This window comes from Corynebacterium sp. ACRQJ, assembly GCF_022346045.1.
GTDB classification, from domain to species: Bacteria; Actinomycetota; Actinomycetes; order Mycobacteriales; family Mycobacteriaceae; genus Corynebacterium; species Corynebacterium evansiae.
This window is the reverse complement of the sequence record NZ_JAKRMT010000017.1, coordinates 1-16,918: the sequence shown is the minus strand read 5'-3', so window position 1 is coordinate 16,918 and position 16,918 is coordinate 1. Positions and strand designations below refer to the sequence as shown.

At 63.4% G+C, this 16,918-nt stretch carries 13 protein-coding genes and 1 tRNA gene; 3 read left to right on the top strand and 11 right to left on the bottom strand.

The window, feature by feature from the left end:
• From MHX52_RS08685 to rho, 5 genes are all read right to left on the bottom strand, one after another.
• Entirely contained in the window at positions 1-1,173 is a 1,173-nt protein-coding gene (locus tag MHX52_RS08685) for an MraY family glycosyltransferase (RefSeq protein ID WP_239317733.1), read from the bottom strand.
• The gene (locus tag MHX52_RS08680) at positions 1,173-1,832 is read right to left on the bottom strand and encodes an L-threonylcarbamoyladenylate synthase (RefSeq protein WP_034985601.1); all 660 of its coding nucleotides are present in this window, start codon (positions 1,830-1,832) and stop codon (positions 1,173-1,175) included. The genes MHX52_RS08685 and MHX52_RS08680 overlap by 1 nt, the downstream gene beginning before the upstream one ends.
• 55 nt (positions 1,833-1,887) lie before the next feature.
• Positions 1,888-2,814: a HemK/PrmC family methyltransferase gene (locus MHX52_RS08675; protein WP_239317730.1), complete on the bottom strand. Its 927-nt coding sequence runs from the start codon at positions 2,812-2,814 to the stop codon at positions 1,888-1,890.
• Between the two features lie 66 nt (positions 2,815-2,880).
• Positions 2,881-3,957, bottom strand: coding sequence for a peptide chain release factor 1 (prfA, locus tag MHX52_RS08670; protein ID WP_034985602.1), 1,077 nt, complete (start codon positions 3,955-3,957; stop codon positions 2,881-2,883).
• A 3-nt stretch (positions 3,958-3,960) separates the two neighbouring features.
• Complete coding sequence (gene rho, locus MHX52_RS08665) at positions 3,961-5,709, bottom strand: transcription termination factor Rho (protein WP_239317727.1); 1,749 nt, start codon at positions 5,707-5,709, stop codon at positions 3,961-3,963.
• 293 nt (positions 5,710-6,002) lie between these two features.
• Between rho and MHX52_RS08660 the strand changes: the two genes are divergently transcribed.
• Together MHX52_RS08660 and MHX52_RS08655 are read left to right on the top strand one after the other, a co-directional pair.
• A complete protein-coding gene (locus tag MHX52_RS08660; RefSeq protein ID WP_035003550.1) occupies positions 6,003-7,700 on the top strand; it encodes a long-chain fatty-acid--CoA ligase in 1,698 nt (565 codons plus the stop codon).
• A gap of 151 nt (positions 7,701-7,851) precedes the next feature.
• On the top strand, positions 7,852-8,532 hold the full coding sequence (locus MHX52_RS08655) for a DedA family protein (RefSeq protein WP_239317725.1): 681 nt from the start codon (positions 7,852-7,854) through the stop codon (positions 8,530-8,532).
• Between the two features lie 9 nt (positions 8,533-8,541).
• Here the strand turns inward: MHX52_RS08655 and thrB are convergent, their stop codons facing one another.
• The 5 genes from thrB to argS form a co-directional block, all read right to left on the bottom strand.
• The gene (gene thrB / locus MHX52_RS08650) at positions 8,542-9,468 is read right to left on the bottom strand and encodes a homoserine kinase (protein ID WP_049049871.1); all 927 of its coding nucleotides are present in this window, start codon (positions 9,466-9,468) and stop codon (positions 8,542-8,544) included.
• Positions 9,468-10,541, bottom strand: a complete 1,074-nt coding sequence (gene thrC, locus MHX52_RS08645; protein ID WP_035003552.1) for a threonine synthase — start codon at positions 10,539-10,541, stop codon at positions 9,468-9,470. The genes thrB and thrC overlap by 1 nt, the downstream gene beginning before the upstream one ends.
• Positions 10,542-10,597: 56 nt before the next feature.
• Positions 10,598-11,923, bottom strand: coding sequence for a homoserine dehydrogenase (locus MHX52_RS08640; RefSeq protein ID WP_034985613.1), 1,326 nt, complete (start codon positions 11,921-11,923; stop codon positions 10,598-10,600).
• 136 nt (positions 11,924-12,059) lie between these two features.
• Positions 12,060-13,472, bottom strand: a complete 1,413-nt coding sequence (lysA, locus tag MHX52_RS08635) for a diaminopimelate decarboxylase (RefSeq protein WP_370642239.1) — start codon at positions 13,470-13,472, stop codon at positions 12,060-12,062.
• A gap of 70 nt (positions 13,473-13,542) precedes the next feature.
• On the bottom strand, positions 13,543-15,213 hold the full coding sequence (gene argS / locus MHX52_RS08630; RefSeq protein ID WP_239317723.1) for an arginine--tRNA ligase: 1,671 nt from the start codon (positions 15,211-15,213) through the stop codon (positions 13,543-13,545).
• Positions 15,214-15,340: 127 nt separating this feature from the next.
• On the opposite strand from argS, the gene MHX52_RS08625 reads away from it, so the two are divergent.
• A tRNA-Arg gene (locus MHX52_RS08625) sits at positions 15,341-15,413 on the top strand.
• A 97-nt stretch (positions 15,414-15,510) separates the two neighbouring features.
• On the opposite strand, the gene MHX52_RS08620 is transcribed toward MHX52_RS08625, so the two are convergent.
• Positions 15,511-16,698 carry an IS481-like element IS3514 family transposase gene (locus MHX52_RS08620; RefSeq protein WP_239317722.1) on the bottom strand — a complete coding sequence of 396 codons (1,188 nt, stop codon included), beginning with the start codon at positions 16,696-16,698 and terminating at the stop codon, positions 15,511-15,513.
• Between the last annotated feature and the right edge of the window lie 220 nt (positions 16,699-16,918).

The window sequence follows — 16,918 nt, the reverse complement described above, 5'->3', positions numbered from 1 at the left end:
TTAGCTTACCTGAGCCGTGTTCGACTTCCGATTCTCCCGCCACAGCGGCACCACCGTCGCCACGATGGCAACGATCACCAGCAAACTAAAGGAAATTGCCATCACGTGCAGAGGCAACACGGTCAGCCCCACCGCACCGAAGGCCACTACCCCAACCCAGGTGTACAAAACCAGAACCACGCGCTTCTGACTGTGGCCAATGTGCAGCAGTCGGTGGTGCAGGTGCTTCTTGTCTGGCGAGAACGGGCTCTTGCCCTGGGACACGCGGCGCACAACTGCCATCACCAGGTCCAGCAGCGGAATGGACAGGGCCGCCAGAACCACGATCATCGGCGAGAGCAGAGCCGCCATATCCGCCGGCCCGTACAGCGCCGCGTTGATGCGCCCGGATGCCGACGTGCAGGCCGCGGACAGCAACAGGCCGATCAGCATCGCGCCGCTATCCCCCATGAAGATGCGCGCGGGCGAAAAGTTGTGAGGCAGGAAACCCATGCAGATTCCCACCAGCGCCGCAGAGATGATCGCCGGCGGGTAGGCCGCCACGGTGCCGCCCTGGTCATGCAGGATTGTCAGCGAGTAGATCAGGATCGTCCCGGCGGCGATCGCCCCCAACCCTGCGGCCAGACCATCCAAGCCGTCGACGAAGTTCATGGCGTTCACGATCGTGACGGTCAGCAGCGCCGTCAGGATCGTGGACTGGACCTGGTCCAGGATCAGCGTGGTCCCGTCCCCGAAAGGCAGGTAGAACAAGTACCAGCTCAAGCCCATCAGGCTCATCACCACGGCACCCACTACCTGCCCGCCGAGCTTCAGCACCCAGGAGATGTCGTAGAGGTCGTCCACCACCCCGACGACAACAATCACGAAGGCGGCCATCAGCACCGCCGTCATATCTGGCGTTACCGGCGGGAACCCGCGCGTCAACGCGGGCAGCTGGTTGGCCACCACTACGGCCACGACCAGTCCCGTGAACATCGCTACCCCGCCCAGCCGAGGCATCGGAACTTGGTGCACGTCGCGCTCGCGCGGGGCGGCCATCCGCCCGTAGCGCATGATCACCGAGCGCACCACGCCCGTCACCAGATACGTCACCGTGCAGGCGACGAGCAGCACCAACACCAACTCACGCAGGGGAATACCTGCGCCGATAGCCGGCTGGGCAAGGACTGTCATTAGACGTCTCCCCGCAGCTCCGCACTGCTCATTCCCAGAACCTCGGCCACGCGCTCGGTGGTGGCCGCGCCCTCGCGCAGGATGCGCGGGCGGCCGGAGGAAAGGTCAACGATGGTGGAGGCCACGCCGTGGTGCGCTTCCCCACCGTCGATGTAGGTCGTCACGTCCGCACCCAGCTGGTCCTCGGCCATCTGCACATTCGTCGCCGGCGGCTGGCCGGAGATATTGGCGCTGGAAACGGCCATCGGGCCGGTGCGCTCCAAGAGCTCCAACGCAATGGGCTGGTTGGGCATGCGAAGCATCACGGTGCCGCGGGTATCCCCCAGGTTCCACGGCAGACTGGGCGCCTGGTGGACGACCATCGACAGGCCACCCGGCCAGAATGCCTCGACGAGCTTACGCATGTTGTAGGTGTACTCGCGCACGAGCCCTTGGATGGTCGTCCAGCTGGGAACCAGCACGGGAACGGGCATGTCGGGGCCACGCCCCTTGGCACGCAGCAGGGCGGACACTGCCTCATTGTCGAAGGCATCGCAGCCGATGCCGTAGACCGTGTCGGTCGGCAGCACAACCAGCCGTCCGCCCTTCACCGCATTCGCCGCGGCGTCTAGCGCGGCCTCGCGGTTCTGCGGATCGGTTGCGTCTACGGTTCTCGACATTGCGGCCCTTTCTTGGCTATTTATTACGTGCTCTACCTTAACCCCATCGCCGGTACTACTGCGGTAGCAGGGCGGTGACGAAGCGCGGCCGGCCAGCCAGGTCGTGGTGTTGGGTGATCTCTCGCCAGCCGCGTTGCTGCATCATGGCCGCCACCTGCGCGCCGTTGGAGTCGTCGTGTTCTATTCCGACGCCACCACCTGCGCGTCCCAGCGTCTCAGCCCACTGCAGGACCCGTGGCATGAGCTCTAGTCCGTCTTCCCCGGAGAACACGGCTGCGTGCGGGTCGGCGGCCACCTCGGGGGAAACTTCCGCGGATTCCGGCACATACGGAGGATTGCATACCACCACGTCCGCGGGCGCGAAACCTTCGGGGTAAACGCCTGCCGTCTCTGATAACTCCACGGGATCATCTACGGCCAGATCGGCCTGGACGAATGTGGCCTTGACCTGCGGCACAAGTCGAGCATTCTTCTCGGCCAAGCGCAGCGCCGCGCGAGAGACTTCGACTCCGGTTAGGGAGATGGGGGCGTCATAAAGAAAAGAAACCCCGAGCCCCAACGTGCCGGGGCCGCAGCACAGATCGACCACGCGCGGCGCGGGGCGGCCCTTGAGGAAGCGCGCGGCCCAGTCGGCGAGCAACTCGGTTTCGGGGCGCGGGACGAAGCAGCCTGGCTCCACAAAAAGGTCCAGGCCGCAGAAGGGGGCGGAGCCCACAATGTGCTGGAGGGGTTCGCGCGCGGCGCGGCGGGCCACCCAGTCGGCATAGGCGCTGGGGGCGGGATCGTCGGCGCGCATAAAGAGAGTGCCGGGGTCGACGGCGACGCGAGGCGCAGGGTCAGAGCCGGTGCCGGGCGCAGCTGAGCTAGTGCCGGGTTCCGCGAGTAGATAGCGCATCAACAGCCGCGCGTCGACTGCAGCGGAATCGATGCCCGCTGCGGTCAATTGCGCGGTGGCCTCGCGGATCGCCTGGTTGATGTTCAACGTCCCACCGTTCTGCCGTTCTACTGTCCTGCCGTTCTGTGCCCTTCACCCGCGCGACGGAAAAGGCTAGTCTTCCGCCTCGAGGCGGCGTGCGCGGTCGGCCTCCTTCAGCGCCGCGAGCAGCGCCTCCAGGTCGCCGTCCAGGACAGCATCCAGGTTGTTGGCCTTGTAGCCGATGCGGTGGTCGGAGACGCGGGACTCGGGGAAGTTGTAGGTGCGGATGCGCTCGGAACGATCCATGGTGCGGATCTGCGCTGCGCGCCCCTCGGCTGCCTCGGCCTCAGCTTCCTCTTCCTTCATCTGCTGCAGGCGCGCAGCCAGAACCTGCATCGCGCGGGCGCGGTTCTGGATCTGGGAACGCTCCTTCTGACAGGTCACCACGATGTTGGTCGGCAGGTGGGTAATACGCACGGCGGAGTCCGTGGTGTTCACGCCCTGGCCGCCCTTACCGGAGGAACGGTAGACGTCCACACGGATGTCCTTGTCGTCGATGTGCACGTCCTCGACCTCGTCGGGCTCCGGGTACACCAGCACGCCCGCAGCGGAGGTCTGAATGCGGCCCTGCGACTCGGTGACGGGGATGCGCTGCACGCGGTGCACGCCACCTTCGAACTTGAACTCCGACCACGCGCCATCGCGGGAGGGCTGCTTGGAGCGAATGGACAGAGTCATATCCTTCACACCACCCAGGTCGGTCTCGTTCAGACCCAGGATCTCGGTGCTAAAGCCGTGGCGTTCAGCGTAGCGCTGGTACATGCGCGCCAGCTCGCCGGCGAACAACGCGGCTTCCTCGCCGCCGGCACCGGACTTGATCTCCATGACGATGTCGTCGCCGTCGTGCGGGTCGCGAGGAGCCAGCAGGTCGGTCAGCTGCTCCTCCAGCTCGCCGATCTCCTCTTCCAGGCGCTTGGCTTCCTCGGCGAATTCCTTGTCCTCGGATGCCATCTCCGACGCTGCCTCGTGGTCCTCGCGGGCCTGCTCGAGCTTCTGGTGCGTCTGGATAATCGGCTGCAGCTCGGAAAAGCGCTTGCCGACCTTGCGGGCGGCGGCCGGGTCGTTGTGCAGCTCGGGATCGCTCAGCTGCATTTCCAGGCCCTGGTACTCGGCCAGGATGTCGTCGATGACTGACGGTGATTGGCTCATGGTTTAATCCTCCTCGTCCTCGCCTGCCAGGGGCGCGGAGCTGGCAACCTGCAGCATGAACTCCCGGTTGGTCTTGGTCTTACGCAGCTGCTTGATCAGCAGGTCGATGGCCGCCTGCGAATCCAGGGCGGACAGGATGCGGCGCAGCTTGTGCATAATGCGCGCCTCCTCCGGGCTGAGCAGCAGCTCGTCCTTGCGGGTACCCGACGGGTTCACGTCCACAGCCGGGAACACACGGCGCTCGGAGATCTTGCGGTCCAGCTTCAACTCCGCGTTGCCGGTGCCCTTGAATTCCTCGAAGATCACCGTGTCGCCGGCCGAGCCGGTCTCCACCATCGCGGTGGCGATGATCGTCAGTGAGCCGCCGTTTTCGATATTGCGGGCAGCGCCGAGGAAGCGCTTCGGCGGGTACAAAGCATTGGAATCCACACCACCGGACAGGATGCGACCAGAGGCCGGCGAGGAGTTGTTGTACGCGCGACCCAGGCGGGTGATGGAATCCAGCAGCAGAACAACGTCCTTGCCCTGCTCCACCAGACGCTTTGCGCGCTCGACGGCCAGCTCGGCAACGTTGGTGTGCTCCCCCGGCGGGCGGTCGAACGTGGAGGCGATGACCTCGCCCTTGACGGAGCGCTGCATGTCCGTCACTTCCTCCGGGCGCTCGTCCACCAGCACCACCATGAGGTAGCACTCGGGGTTGTTCGTGGAGATCGCGTTGGCGATGTCCTGCAGGATGGTCGTCTTACCGGCCTTCGGCGGGGAAACGATCAGCGCGCGCTGCCCCTTGCCGATAGGCATGATCAGGTCGATCACGCGGGTGGTCAGCGTCTTCGGGTCGGTCTCCAGGCGCAGGCGCTGGTTCGGGTACAGCGGGGTCAGCTTCGCAAAGTTCGGGCGCGCTGCCGCCTGCTCCGGGGTCAGGCCGTTAACGGTCTCTACCTGGTAGATCGGCGTGTACTTCTGGCGGTTCCGTCCGCGTCCGCCGCCGTTATTGTTGTTGTTCTTCGGGCGGATGGTGCCAACGATCGCGTCGCCGTGGCGCATGCCGTACTTCCGTACCGTGTTGATAGGCACGTACACGTCCGTCGGGCCCGCGTGGTAGCCGGTGGTGCGGATGAACGCGGTGTTCGCGTCCACGAAGTCGAGAATGCCCGCGACGGGTGTCAGCTCTTCCGGCTTCGGGTCGCGGTTGTTGTTGCCGCCATTGTTACCACCGTTGCCGCCGCCGTTATTGCCATCACCGTTGTTGCCGCCGTTGTTGCGGTTGTTATCGCGGTTGCTGTCACGATTATTGTCGCGGCCACGGTTACGGCGGTTGCGGCGATTGCGACGGTTGCGACGGTTGCCGCGGTTATTGTCGTCCCGGTTGTTATCGCCGCGCTCGTTATCGTGGCGGTTCTTCTCGCGATCTTCGTGGCGCTCTTCACCGCGGTTGCCACCGTTCTGCTCGGAGCTATCTGCGGTTTCTTCTTGGCGCTTTTCTTGGTGACGCCCCTCCCGCGCCTCCGCGACCGACTTTTCCGTCGGCTCCTTCGGCTCCTTCGGTGCAGTCTCTTCGGCAGGCTGAGGCTTCCGGGGCGCTCCACCGCCACTCGATGCAACACCGGATTCGATAACGGCGATCAGCTCGCCTTTGCGAAGACCAGAGGTGCCTTTCAGCCCCTGTGCCGCTGCAATCTGTCGCAGCTCCGGCAATTTCAACGAGGCGAGGCCATTGGCTTGGCCACGAGCCAAAATATCGGACAGGCTCACAAAAGTCCTTTCACGTCTGGCTTCTTCATCGACCCTTCAAAAAGCCTGCGAAGCCCCAGGGTTGGCCAGACATGCGTATTCGACAACAGTTTTTAATTTAACCCAAAGATTGCGGGAATCTTCCAGAAAGATTGCCGCCTTAACGTCCCACGATGCGACTGGCGGCGGGTGTAGCGCGGGGTGGCGTCGTAAAAAGAAAGAATAGAGAAAAAGAAACGAGCCTCACATCCGGCTTCCGTAGCTAACCATAGCACCTCCCACACCGCGAGTACCTAACGGCTAGGCTGAAATGCATGAAGTCGACGATGCAGGAGATCCCACTATCCGTAGCGAGGATCCTTGAATACGGGGCCAGCGTTCACCGAAACACCACGGTGACCACGTATTTTGACGAGACCGCGGAGCAAACCAGCTTCCTGCACATCGGCATCCGCGCAGCCGCTATGGCCAACATGCTGCGCGACGAATTCGGCATCGAACGCGGTGACCGCGTGGGCACTGTCCTGCCGAACTGCACCGAGCACCTGGAGGTACTGCTCTCCGTGGCGTCGATGGGCGCGGTGTTTAACCCCATCAACCGGCACCTCATGGACGCCCAGATCACACACATCATCAACAAAGCGGCGCCGAAAGTGCTGGTACTCGACCCGACCTGCAGCGAACAGATCGTCCCGCTACTAGCCGACTGCCCGTGTGTGGAGGCGGTGCTGGTGATCGGCCCGAACCTTGCGGACACCGAGGCGGTGCAACGGCTCGTCACAGCACAGGGTGAACAGGGCGAACAAGGCGAACAGGGCAAACCGGGCTTGAGCCACCTGCGCGTATTGAACCTGGAGGCCGCACTCGACGGGCGCAGTGCCGACTTCGATTGGCCGGACATGGAAGAAACCGACCCGGCGGCCATCTGCTTTTCCACCGGCACAGAAGGCCCACCGAAGGGCGTAGTCTACTCCCACCGTGCGCTGTGGCTGCACTCCATGCAGCTGCGCGCCGCCGATAGCTTCAGCATCCGCAACGGCACCAGCTTCCTGTGCTGTGTGCCGATCTATCACGTCCTCAGCTGGGGCGTGCCACTGGCCGCGTTTATGGCCGGCGCGCCGATCGTGTTCACCGGCCGCAGCGCCACCCCAGAACACCTGGCGCACGTGATCGCAGACGCCATGCCGCGCCAGGCCCACGGATCGCCAGCTGTGTGGACGGGTCTGCTGGTGCACTACGCCAAGAAGCACCCGAAGAAGATGAGCCTGCAGGAAATCTACGTCGGCGGCTCGCAGGTCTCCCCCGCCATGATCGATGCCTGGGAGGAGCGCTTCGGCGTGGACATCATCCACTCCTGGGGCATGACGGAGACCGGCCCGGTGGGCACCGTTGCCCACCCACCCGCCGGAGTGGCCGGCGCTGCCCGCGCTAAGTACCGCGAAAGCCAAGGGCGCTTTCACGCGGGCATGCGCTACCGCATCGTCGACGACCACGACAATGTGCTGGAAGCCAACGACCGCAACGAAGGCGAGCTGCAGGTACGCGGCAACACGGTGACAGCCTCGTACTATAAGGACGACAGCCCGCGCTTTACCGAGGATGGCTGGCTGCGCACCGGCGACATCGCCACCGTAAACAAGGACGGCTACCTGACAATCCACGATCGCAAGGCCGACATCATCCGCTCGGGCGGCGAATGGATCTATTCTGCAGCGCTGGAGAACTACCTGCTGGAACCCACAGCGGTGATCGAGGCGGCGGTGATCGGCATTCCATCGGAGAAGTGGGGGCAGCGTCCGCTCGCGGTGGTAGTGGTTGCCGAAGGAACCCCCTGGACTGCGGAAACCGCGCAGGAGTTGGCCGACGATCTACGCAAGCGCGTGCCCGGCTGGATGGTGCCGGAGAACTGGACCTTCGTGGATCACATCGATAAGACCAGCGTGGATAAGTTCGACAAGAAGGACCTGCGCCAGTACTTCCGCGAGGGGAAGTTCGAGATCATCACGATCTAAGGGGCGCACCCGGGTGCCTGCTGAGGGGCAGGCTGGGGCGAACTGGACCGGGTAAGGGGGCACACCCCCTGGGGCGTCGGGGTAAATTCACCAGAATTTAACAGGAACAATTCCAACTATTGCGGGAAAAAGTAGAGTAGCGTTTTCCTGCATGACCGATGTAACTGTGCTGGCCCTCGGGCCGCAGTGGTTCGACCCGATGTATTTGCTTTCGGGCTCCGGACCTTTCGGCGCGGCGATCCTGCCCGCCATTTTTGCGATCATCTTCATCGAATCCGGGCTGTTCTTCCCTTTCCTGCCCGGCGACTCCCTGCTCTTCACCGCTGGTCTACTGGCCAGCCAGCCCGATGGCTTCGCACCCCTGTGGCAGGTATTGCTAATCACCCCGATCGCAGCGATCCTGGGCGACCAGGTGGGCTACTGGATTGGCCACCGCTTCCACCCCGCGCTGCGCAACCGGAAGGACGGGCGTTTCTTTAAGCAGGAGCATCTGCACCGCTCTGAGGCGTTCTTTGAGAAATACGGTGCGATCACGATCATCCTGTGCCGCTTCGTACCCTTCGTGCGCACCTATGCCCCACTAGTAGCTGGGATGTCCGGCATGCGCTATCACACGTTCATTCTTTTCAACGTGCTTGGTGGTGTGCTGTGGGCCAGCGGCATCGTCTACCTGGGGTCGCTATTCGGCGGAGTGGAGTTCGTGCGCAACAATATCGACGCCATCTTCCTCGGAATTGTCGCCTTTTCCGTCGTCCCGATGCTATTCGGCGTCATACAGAAAAGCCGGAGCGAGAGGAAACAATCTCCCGCCCCAGCTACTGCCCAGGACTAGTTTCGTACTTTATCCGGTGACGTCCACCTCAACCGGACCGGCGACATCCAGCTCCAGGACCTTCATCCCGCGGCCGCGGGCCTCTTCCACCAGTGCGTTGTCCACCGGCTCGGTGCTCAGCACCAGGATCGTCGGGCCCGCGCCCGAAAGGAACGCCGGATAGCCCAGGTTGCGCAGACGGTTCACCCACTCGGCGGTCACCGGCAGCACCTCGGCGCGGTAGGTCTGGTGCATGCGGTCGCGAGTGCCCTCCCACAGCAGCTCCGGATCGTCGCGCAGCGCGACGGTCATGACTGCCGTGCGGGAGACGTTGAAGCGGGCATCCACGTGGCTAATGTCCGACGGCAGCACGCGACGGATCGCCTCCGTCGAGGCGTGGAAGTCCGGGATGAACGCAGTGGCCTTGATGTCCGGGTGCACGTCGATGCGACGGGCGTGGTAGGCCGGTGCGGATACTCCGTCGATGGGCGTGTTCGTCCACGAGACCACGCCCGCGCCCAGCACGGAAGCGCCCGCGTTATCGGGGTGCCCCTCAAAGGTAGAGGCGATCTGCACCTGCGCCTGGTCGTCCAGCGTGAACCCTGCCAGGCCGTTGCCCGCGGCCACGCCTGCCGTCGCCGCGGCGGCCGAAGACCCCAGGCCGCGGGACTGCGGGATGGAGTTCGTACAGCTCACACGCAACCCCGGAACCGTCACGTCGGCTTCCTTCAGCGTTGCGCGCAGGGCGCGTACCACCAGGTGGCGCTCGTCCAGTGGAACCTCGCCCTCGCCTTCACCGGTGACCTCGACCTCCAGGCCGGACTCGATGACCTCGGCAGTCACATAGTCATACAGCCCCAGCGCCAGGCCGAGGGTATCGAAGCCAGGCCCCAGATTCGCGGTCGATGCGGGAACCTTGACGGTGGCCTTGCGGCCAACGGGGATCTCGACGCCCATTACTTCAACCCCAGCTTGTCTGCAACGGCGTGCGGGTCCACGTCGGTGACGGTGGGCTCCGGCATCTGAGACAGCGCAGTCGTCGGATCCTTCAGGCCGTGGCCGGTGACGGTACACACAATGCGCTGTCCAGCAGTCAGCTCGCCGTTGGCGTGAGCGTCCAGCAGACCTGCAACGGAAGATGCAGAGGCCGGCTCGACGAAGATGCCCTCGCGGCCAGCGATGGTGCGGTAGGCCTCCAGAATCTGCTCGTCGGTCTGTGCGCGGAAGTCGCCACCCGACTCCTCCTTGGCTGCAACGGCCTGCTGCCAGGAAGCCGGGTTACCAATGCGGATCGCGGTAGCGATCGTCTCCGGCTCCAGCACAGGCTCGCCCTTGACCAGCGGGGCAGCTCCGGCTGCCTGCACGCCCTTCATCACGGGACGCTGGGTGGAAACGCCGTCCTCCGCGTACTCGGAGTAGCCCTTCCAATACGCCGTGATGTTGCCCGCGTTGCCGACTGGCAGGAAGTGAACATCGGGGGCGTCACCAAGACAATCCACAATCTCAAACGCGGCGGTCTTCTGCCCCTCGATGCGCATCGGGTTCACGGAGTTGACCAGGGCGATCTCCGGGAACTCGGTGGTGGTCTTGCGGACCAGCTCCAGGCAGTCGTCGAAGTTGCCGCGTACCTGGATGATCTGCGCACCGTGCATTACTGCCTGCGCGAGCTTGCCCTGGGCGATCTTGCCTTCTGGGATCAGCACGGCGGACTTCAGACCCGCTCGGGCCGCGTAGGCCGCCGCGGAGGCTGAGGTGTTGCCGGTCGAGGCGCACATCAGGACCTTCTGGCCCTTGTGGTAAGCGTCCGTGACGGCCACGGTCATACCGCGGTCCTTGAAGGATCCGGTGGGGTTGGCACCTTCGATCTTGAGGTAGACCTCGCAGCCGGTGATCTCCGACAGGTAGTTCGCGCGCAGCAGCGGGGTGCCGCCCTCGTTGAGGGTCACCGGCTCCCAGTCCTTCGCGAACGGCATCCGATCGCGGTACATGTTGATCAGGCCGGTCCAGTGGTTCAGAACCTTGTTCGTCATAGCTTCCCTGTCGTTTCTTCCCAGTTGTCGGTCTTGGCTTAAAGCGCTCTTAGAGTTTAGCCTTCCATGCGGATGACGGAGTCAATCGCCTTGACAGCGTCGAGCTCCTTGAGCTTCGCCACGGTCTCTTCCAGGTTCTTTTCCTTCGCGCTGTGGGTGATGACGACGAGGCGCGCACCGTCGTTCAGCCCTTCTTGACGCACGGTCTTCAGCGACACACCCTGCTCAGAGAACACGGAGGCCACCTCAGCCAGCACGCCCAGGCGATCATCCACCTGCATGTCCACGTGGTAGCGGGTACGCACGTCACCAAAGTTGGCGATGGGCAGGGAGGCGTAGGTGGACTCCCCTGGTCCGCGGCCACCGAGCACAATGTTGCGCGCCACGGCCACGACGTCACCCAGCACGGCGGAGGCGGTCGGGCCGCCACCGGCGCCGTTGCCGTAGAACATCAGGCGACCGGCGGACTCCGCCTCGACGAAGACTGCGTTGTAGGACTCAGAGACGCTGGAAAGCGGGTGGCTGCTGGGGATCAGCGCCGGGTACACGCTTGCAGACACAGATTCCTTACCTTCCTCATCCACCAGACGCTCACAGATAGCCAGCAGCTTGATGGTGGAGTTTGCGGCCTTGGCCGCTTCGATGTCGGCGACGGTAATGTCGCGGATGCCTTCGGTGTGGACGTCCTCGCCGGACACGCGGGTGTGGAATGCCAGGGAGGCCAGGATGGCGGCCTTGCTGGCGGCGTCAAAGCCGTCAACGTCGGCGGACGGGTCGGCCTCCGCGTATCCCAACTCGGTAGCCTCTGCCAGCATCTCGTCGTAGCTGGCACCCCGGGTGTACATTGCGTCGAGAATGAAGTTAGTGGTGCCGTTGACAATGCCCATCACCTGGTTGACCTTGTCGCCGGCAAGGGAGCGGCGCAGCGGTCCAACCACCGGGATGGCGGCGGCAACGGCCGCTTCGAAGAACAGGTCCACTCCGGACTCGTCGGCAGCGGCAGCCAGCTCATCAGCGTGAGCGGCGATGAGAGCCTTGTTGGCGGTGACGACGGACTTGCCGGCGCGCAGCGCCGCCAGCACGACCTCGCGCGGGTACTCGATGCCGCCGATGACCTCGATGACCAGGTCAATGTCGTCGCGGGCCACCAGAGACAGCGCGTCGTCGGTCAGCTTCTCCGGATCCACACCCGGGCGGGGCTTGGACAAGTTGCTGACGGCAATACCCCGGACCTCCAGCGGGCCACCGATGCGGGCTGCGAATTCATCACTGCGCTCCTCCAGCAGCCGCAGCACTTCTGCACCAACGGTACCCATGCCCAGCAGAGCCACACCTACGGTCTGGCCGATTCCCTTGCCTGGCTTAAACTTCTGCTCGGTCATGTCGCTCCTTTGTCGCTCCTTTGTAAGGTCTCAAATGAGAGGAAAGCTGGTAATTTTTTCTTAGGTTATCGCACCAATCTACCGTGCGACTAGACAAAGCTGTCCATTACCCCTATTTTGCCCTGTATCCAGGAGGTTACTCCTCCAAAGCCAGCACGTCGTCGATGGTTTCGCGGCGAATCATCAACCGCGCCTCGCCGTCGGCTACTCGCACCACCGGGGGTCGGGTCATCATGTTGTACCGAGAGGCCATCGCGTAGCAGTACGCGCCGGTAGCGCCGATCATCAACAGGTCCCCGGGACGAACGTCCTCCGGCACCAGCGCGTCATTGACCAGCACGTCGCCCGACTCGCAGTGGGAGCCCACGATGCGGGTCGGCAGCAACTCTCCGTCGACCTCGCGATTGGCCACGCGGCAGTCGTATTCCGCCTGATAGAGAGCGGGACGAATGTTGTCGCTCATACCGCCGTCAACGGAGATATAGCGGCGGGTCATGCCCTCGGCCACCTCGACGTCCTTCACCGTGCCCACCCGGTAGAGCGTGATCATCGATGGTCCGGCAATCGCTCGGCCCGGCTCGACGTTGAGCTTCGGCTCGGGCACGCCGGCCGCCTCTGCTGCCTTGCGCACCTTGCTCTTGAGTTCGGACGCCACCTCTTCCACGTCCAGAGCCTCCTGATCCGGCATGTAGGCGATACCGTAGCCACCACCGAGATCGAGGGTATCCAGCGACGTGGGGGCGTCCGAAAGCGTCGCGGTGGAATCCAACAGCTGCTTCCACAGGCCCAGCAGGCGCTCGGCGGCCAGGGCGAATCCGGAGGCCTCGAACACCTGGGAGCCGACGTGGCAGTGCAAGCCGCGCAGGCGCACGCCATCAGCAGCGTGGCACGCCATGGCCGCATGATGGGCCGCCCCGGAGGCCAGGGAGAATCCGAACTTCTGATCCTCGTGGCTAGTGGCGATGAACTCGTGGGTATCGACGTGCACGCCAGGGGTCACACGCACCAGCACATCCTGGGACCTCCCCAGCTCGCCGGCGACCGTGGACAGCGCCTCGATCTCCTGCAGCGAGTCCACGACGATCAACTCCGCACCCTCGGAGACTGCCAGGCGCAAAAACTCCGGGGACTTGTTGTTGCCGTGCACGGTGATGCGCTCGGCGGGGAAGCCCGCCGCCAGGGCGACCTGCAGCTCGCCGAGGGAGGCAACGTCCAGGGATAGCCCCTCCTCCATCACCCAGCGGGCGACAGTCTTCGACAGGAATGCCTTGGAAGCGTAGTGCACGAAGTGCCCGCCACCGAAAGCCTTCGCCAGGCGGCGGCAGCGGGTTCGGAAGTCTTCCTCGTCCATCACGAACGCCGGCGTGCCAAACGTGTCGGCGATCTCGGTGATCGGCACGCCACCGATGGTGACCTCGCCCTGTCGCTCCCCTGCCGTTTCGCGACGAAGGGCCAGCGGGTAGACGTGCGCGGGAATCGCGTTGAACTCCGCGGTGCTGGCCGTGCGACGGCGCAACGGCGTGGAGTTCAGGTGAGTCTCCGGATCCAAGGGAATCTCCTAGGTGAGTGAATTATCGGCAGGGGGCGGGAGGTGGTGGCGTCACAAAGAAAAACAACAACTACATGCGCTCCGGGACAGACACACCCAACAGCTCGAGCGCATTGGCCAGGGTCTGGCGGGAAGCCGCAGCCAGGGAGAGACGGGCGGCGAACAGGGCCTGGTTCTCAGCCACAGTCTGCTCGTCGTCGCTCGGCTTAGGCAGGATCTGGCAGGCATCGTAGAAACGGTGGAAAGTGCCGGCCAGAGACTCGGCGTAGCGGGCCACACGGTGCGGTTCGCGCAGCTCGGCGGCGGTCTTCACCACGGCTGGGAACTCGCCGAGGGTGCGGATCAGGTCGCCTTCGCGGGCGTGGGTCAGCAGGGAAAGGTCGGCGCCCTCGCGACTAACCCCCAGGTCCGCAGCCTTGCGCGCCAGGGAGCACAGGCGGGCGTGCGCGTACTGGACGTAGAACACCGGGTTGTCGTTGGACTTCGAGGCCCACAGATCCATGTCGATATCCAGGGAGGAGTCCACGGAGCTGCGGATCATGGCGTAGCGGGCAGCGTCCACGCCGATGGCCTCTACCAGGTCATCCAGGGTGATGACGGTTCCCGCGCGCTTCGACATGCGCACGGCCTTGCCATCCTTGACCAGGTTCACCAGCTGGCCGATGAGTACCTCCACCTGCTGCGGGTCGTAACCCATGGCAGCAGCCGCTGCACGCAGGCGAGCGATGTAGCCGTGGTGGTCGGCGCCCAGCATGTAGATGCACAGGTTGTGGCCACGGTCGAACTTGTCGGCCACGTAGGCGATGTCGCCGGCGATGTACGCCGCGTTGCCGTCGGACTTGATGACCACACGATCCTTGTCGTCACCGAAGTTGGTGGAGCGCAGCCACCATGCACCGTCGGCTTCGTAGAGGTTGCCGTTGTCCTTGATCTTCTGGATCGCAGCCTCCACCGCACCGGACTCGAACAGGGAGTTCTCGTGGAAGTACACGTCGAACTCCGTGCCGAACTCCGCGAGGGTGCGCTTGATGTGGGCGAACATCAGCTCCACGCCCTGGGATCGGAACAGTTCCTGTGCCTCGTCCGCGCCGAGCTGCTGCCAATCCGGGTTGGCCTCCACGATCTGGGAGGCGATGTCCTGAATGTAGTCGCCGCCGTAGCCGTCCTCCGGAGTGGGCTCGCCCTTCGCGGCGGCTACCAGGGAGCGGGCAAAGCGGTCGATCTGCGCGCCGTGATCATTGAAGTAGTACTCGCGGGTGACCTTCGCACCGCGGGCGGTGAGCACGCGCCCCAGGGAGTCGCCGACGGCCGCCCAGCGGGTGCCACCCAAGTGGATCGGGCCAGTTGGGTTGGCGGAGACGAACTCCAGGTTGATGGCCGAGCCAGCGAGCTCGTCACCGTGGCCGAAGTCTGCACCGGCGGTGAGGATGTCCTCGACGATCTTGCCCTGCGCAGCGGCGGCCAAGCGGATGTTGATGAAGCCCGGGCCTGCGACAGTGGCTTCGTCGATGCCCTCGTGCGCGCCGAGGGATTCCGCCAGCCAGGTGCCGAACTCGCGCGGGTTCGTGCCGGCCTTTTTGGCCACCTGCATGGCGATGTTCGTTGCGTAGTCGCCGTGCTCCGGGTTGCGCGGGCGCTCCACGGTGGCGCTCTCCGGCACCACGGAGGAATCCAGACCGTGGGCATCCAGGGTCGTGCGGGCAGTTTCGGTAATCAGTTCAGACAATTCAGCAGGAGTCACAGCATTAAACACTAGCAGTGAGGCCGGACAGCTTACGCAGTGGCGGAGGTGATTGAACTACTGCCCCGGTGCAGTGCTAGACTTTCAACCCGTATTGACGCGAACACAAAATGAACCGCCGATACGCGCCTTCGTAGCTCAGGGGATAGAGCACTGGTTTCCGGTACCAGGGGTCGTGAGTTCGAATCTCGCCGAGGGCACTCTTGTCATGAGTCGCGACATAGTTGACACTTCAGTCGCGACATCATGGACAAACCGGCGTCTCGGTTTTTCTTTTCCGGGGCGCCGTTTTCGCTTTTAGGTCAGGGGTGGTTGGCCTTTCTTCCAATAAGGTTTTTGGTAATTGCGGGACGTGTCGATGTAGTGCTCGGTGATGATCTCGCCGGTTTCTTTTAATGATGTGGTGACATGGTTGTCGGTGATGACCATAAGGACGGTTTCGCCCGTGTATTTTCGCCCGATGCCAAGTTGGTAGAGCCTACTTGCGTAACGGACGGTTACCTTGCCGTTTGGGGTGACGACATCGTTGCGGACGCGCCATTCTTCTTCCGGTTTGTCGTTGGGTTCGGCTTTGGGGCCGGTGGTGTAGACCTCATGTGGTGTCCGTCTTCCGAGGGCTCGGTGGGGTCGGACAGTGTTGTAATAGTCGGCAAAGGTGTCGAGTTGTCGTTGGAGTTCGACCAGGGTGATCGCTGGGGATTGGGCAGCAATCCATTTTTTAAGGGTTTGGTGGAACCGTTCGATCTTCCCTTGTGTTTGGGGGTGGCCTGGCCGGCCATTTTTCTGTTGGATGTGGTATTTGTTGAGGGTTTTTTCGAAGGCGTTGCGTCCCCCTTTGGCTCCAGCTAGGCGGGCGGTGAATACGAGTCCGTTGTCGGTGAGGGTGGACGCTGGCGGGCCGTAGGTGGCGATGAGGCGTTGCAGTTCAGCTGCAACAGCCGGTCCGCTGAAGGATGCTGCTGCGGTGATCGATAGCAGGTAACGGGAGTGATCGTCGATGAAGTCGAGGACTTCGAGTCGAGTGCCGTCGAGTAAGTGTAGGTGGGTGATGTCTGCCTGCCAGCATTCGTTGGGCATAGCGGCTTCGAAGCGGATGAAAGAACTGCGTGGCTTTTTCTGCGGTTGTGGCGTGACAAGGCCTGCGTTGGTGATGATCCGTCGGATGGTCGACGTTGACGGTACTCGCAACCCCTGGCGGTGAAGGTGGAAAGCGATGGTCTCAGGGCCTGCGTCTAAACCGGATCTGACCAGTTGCTTACGCATGTCGATGATCTGATTGCGTAAAGATGTTGGTACTGCTTGCGGGTGGGTATGCGGGGCGCGGGATTTCGGGGCGATGGCATCAGCGCCTCCGGCATCAAACTGGGACAGGATTTTGTAGACACGTTGCCGTGAGATTCTGAAGCGCTTGGCGACTTTGGTGACGGGTTCGCCTTGTTCGCGGACTGCCTTGACGATGGCGAGGTTGCGGTTGGGACTATTCATCTGTCAACAATGTCGCAACTGAGGTGTCAACCATCACTGCTTTTGCTTTGTGGTGGCTAACTGTCAACTATGTCGCGGCTGATCTGACAACCGTCACAAGGGCCTGACCCCCGGAAAGTAGACACGTCGGGGGTTAGCTATGCTGCTTGGGTCAGTGTAGCTGAATTAAGTGCTTCGAAGGTATCGGGGGCTAGAAGGTTGCACCAGGAGTGTCGTCTGC

Coding starts and splice junctions, on each gene's coding strand:
- MHX52_RS08685 (WP_239317733.1), bottom strand. CDS start 1,173: ATGACAGTCCTTGCCCAGCCGGCTATCGGCGCAGGTATTCCCCTGCGT.
- MHX52_RS08680 (WP_034985601.1), bottom strand. CDS start 1,832: ATGTCGAGAACCGTAGACGCAACCGATCCGCAGAACCGCGAGGCCGCG.
- prfA (WP_034985602.1), bottom strand. CDS start 3,957: ATGAGCCAATCACCGTCAGTCATCGACGACATCCTGGCCGAGTACCAG.
- MHX52_RS08660 (WP_035003550.1), top strand. CDS start 6,003: ATGAAGTCGACGATGCAGGAGATCCCACTATCCGTAGCGAGGATCCTT.
- MHX52_RS08655 (WP_239317725.1), top strand. CDS start 7,852: ATGACCGATGTAACTGTGCTGGCCCTCGGGCCGCAGTGGTTCGACCCG.
- thrB (WP_049049871.1), bottom strand. CDS start 9,468: ATGGGCGTCGAGATCCCCGTTGGCCGCAAGGCCACCGTCAAGGTTCCC.
- thrC (WP_035003552.1), bottom strand. CDS start 10,541: ATGACGAACAAGGTTCTGAACCACTGGACCGGCCTGATCAACATGTAC.
- MHX52_RS08640 (WP_034985613.1), bottom strand. CDS start 11,923: ATGACCGAGCAGAAGTTTAAGCCAGGCAAGGGAATCGGCCAGACCGTA.
- MHX52_RS08620 (WP_239317722.1), bottom strand. CDS start 16,698: ATGAATAGTCCCAACCGCAACCTCGCCATCGTCAAGGCAGTCCGCGAA.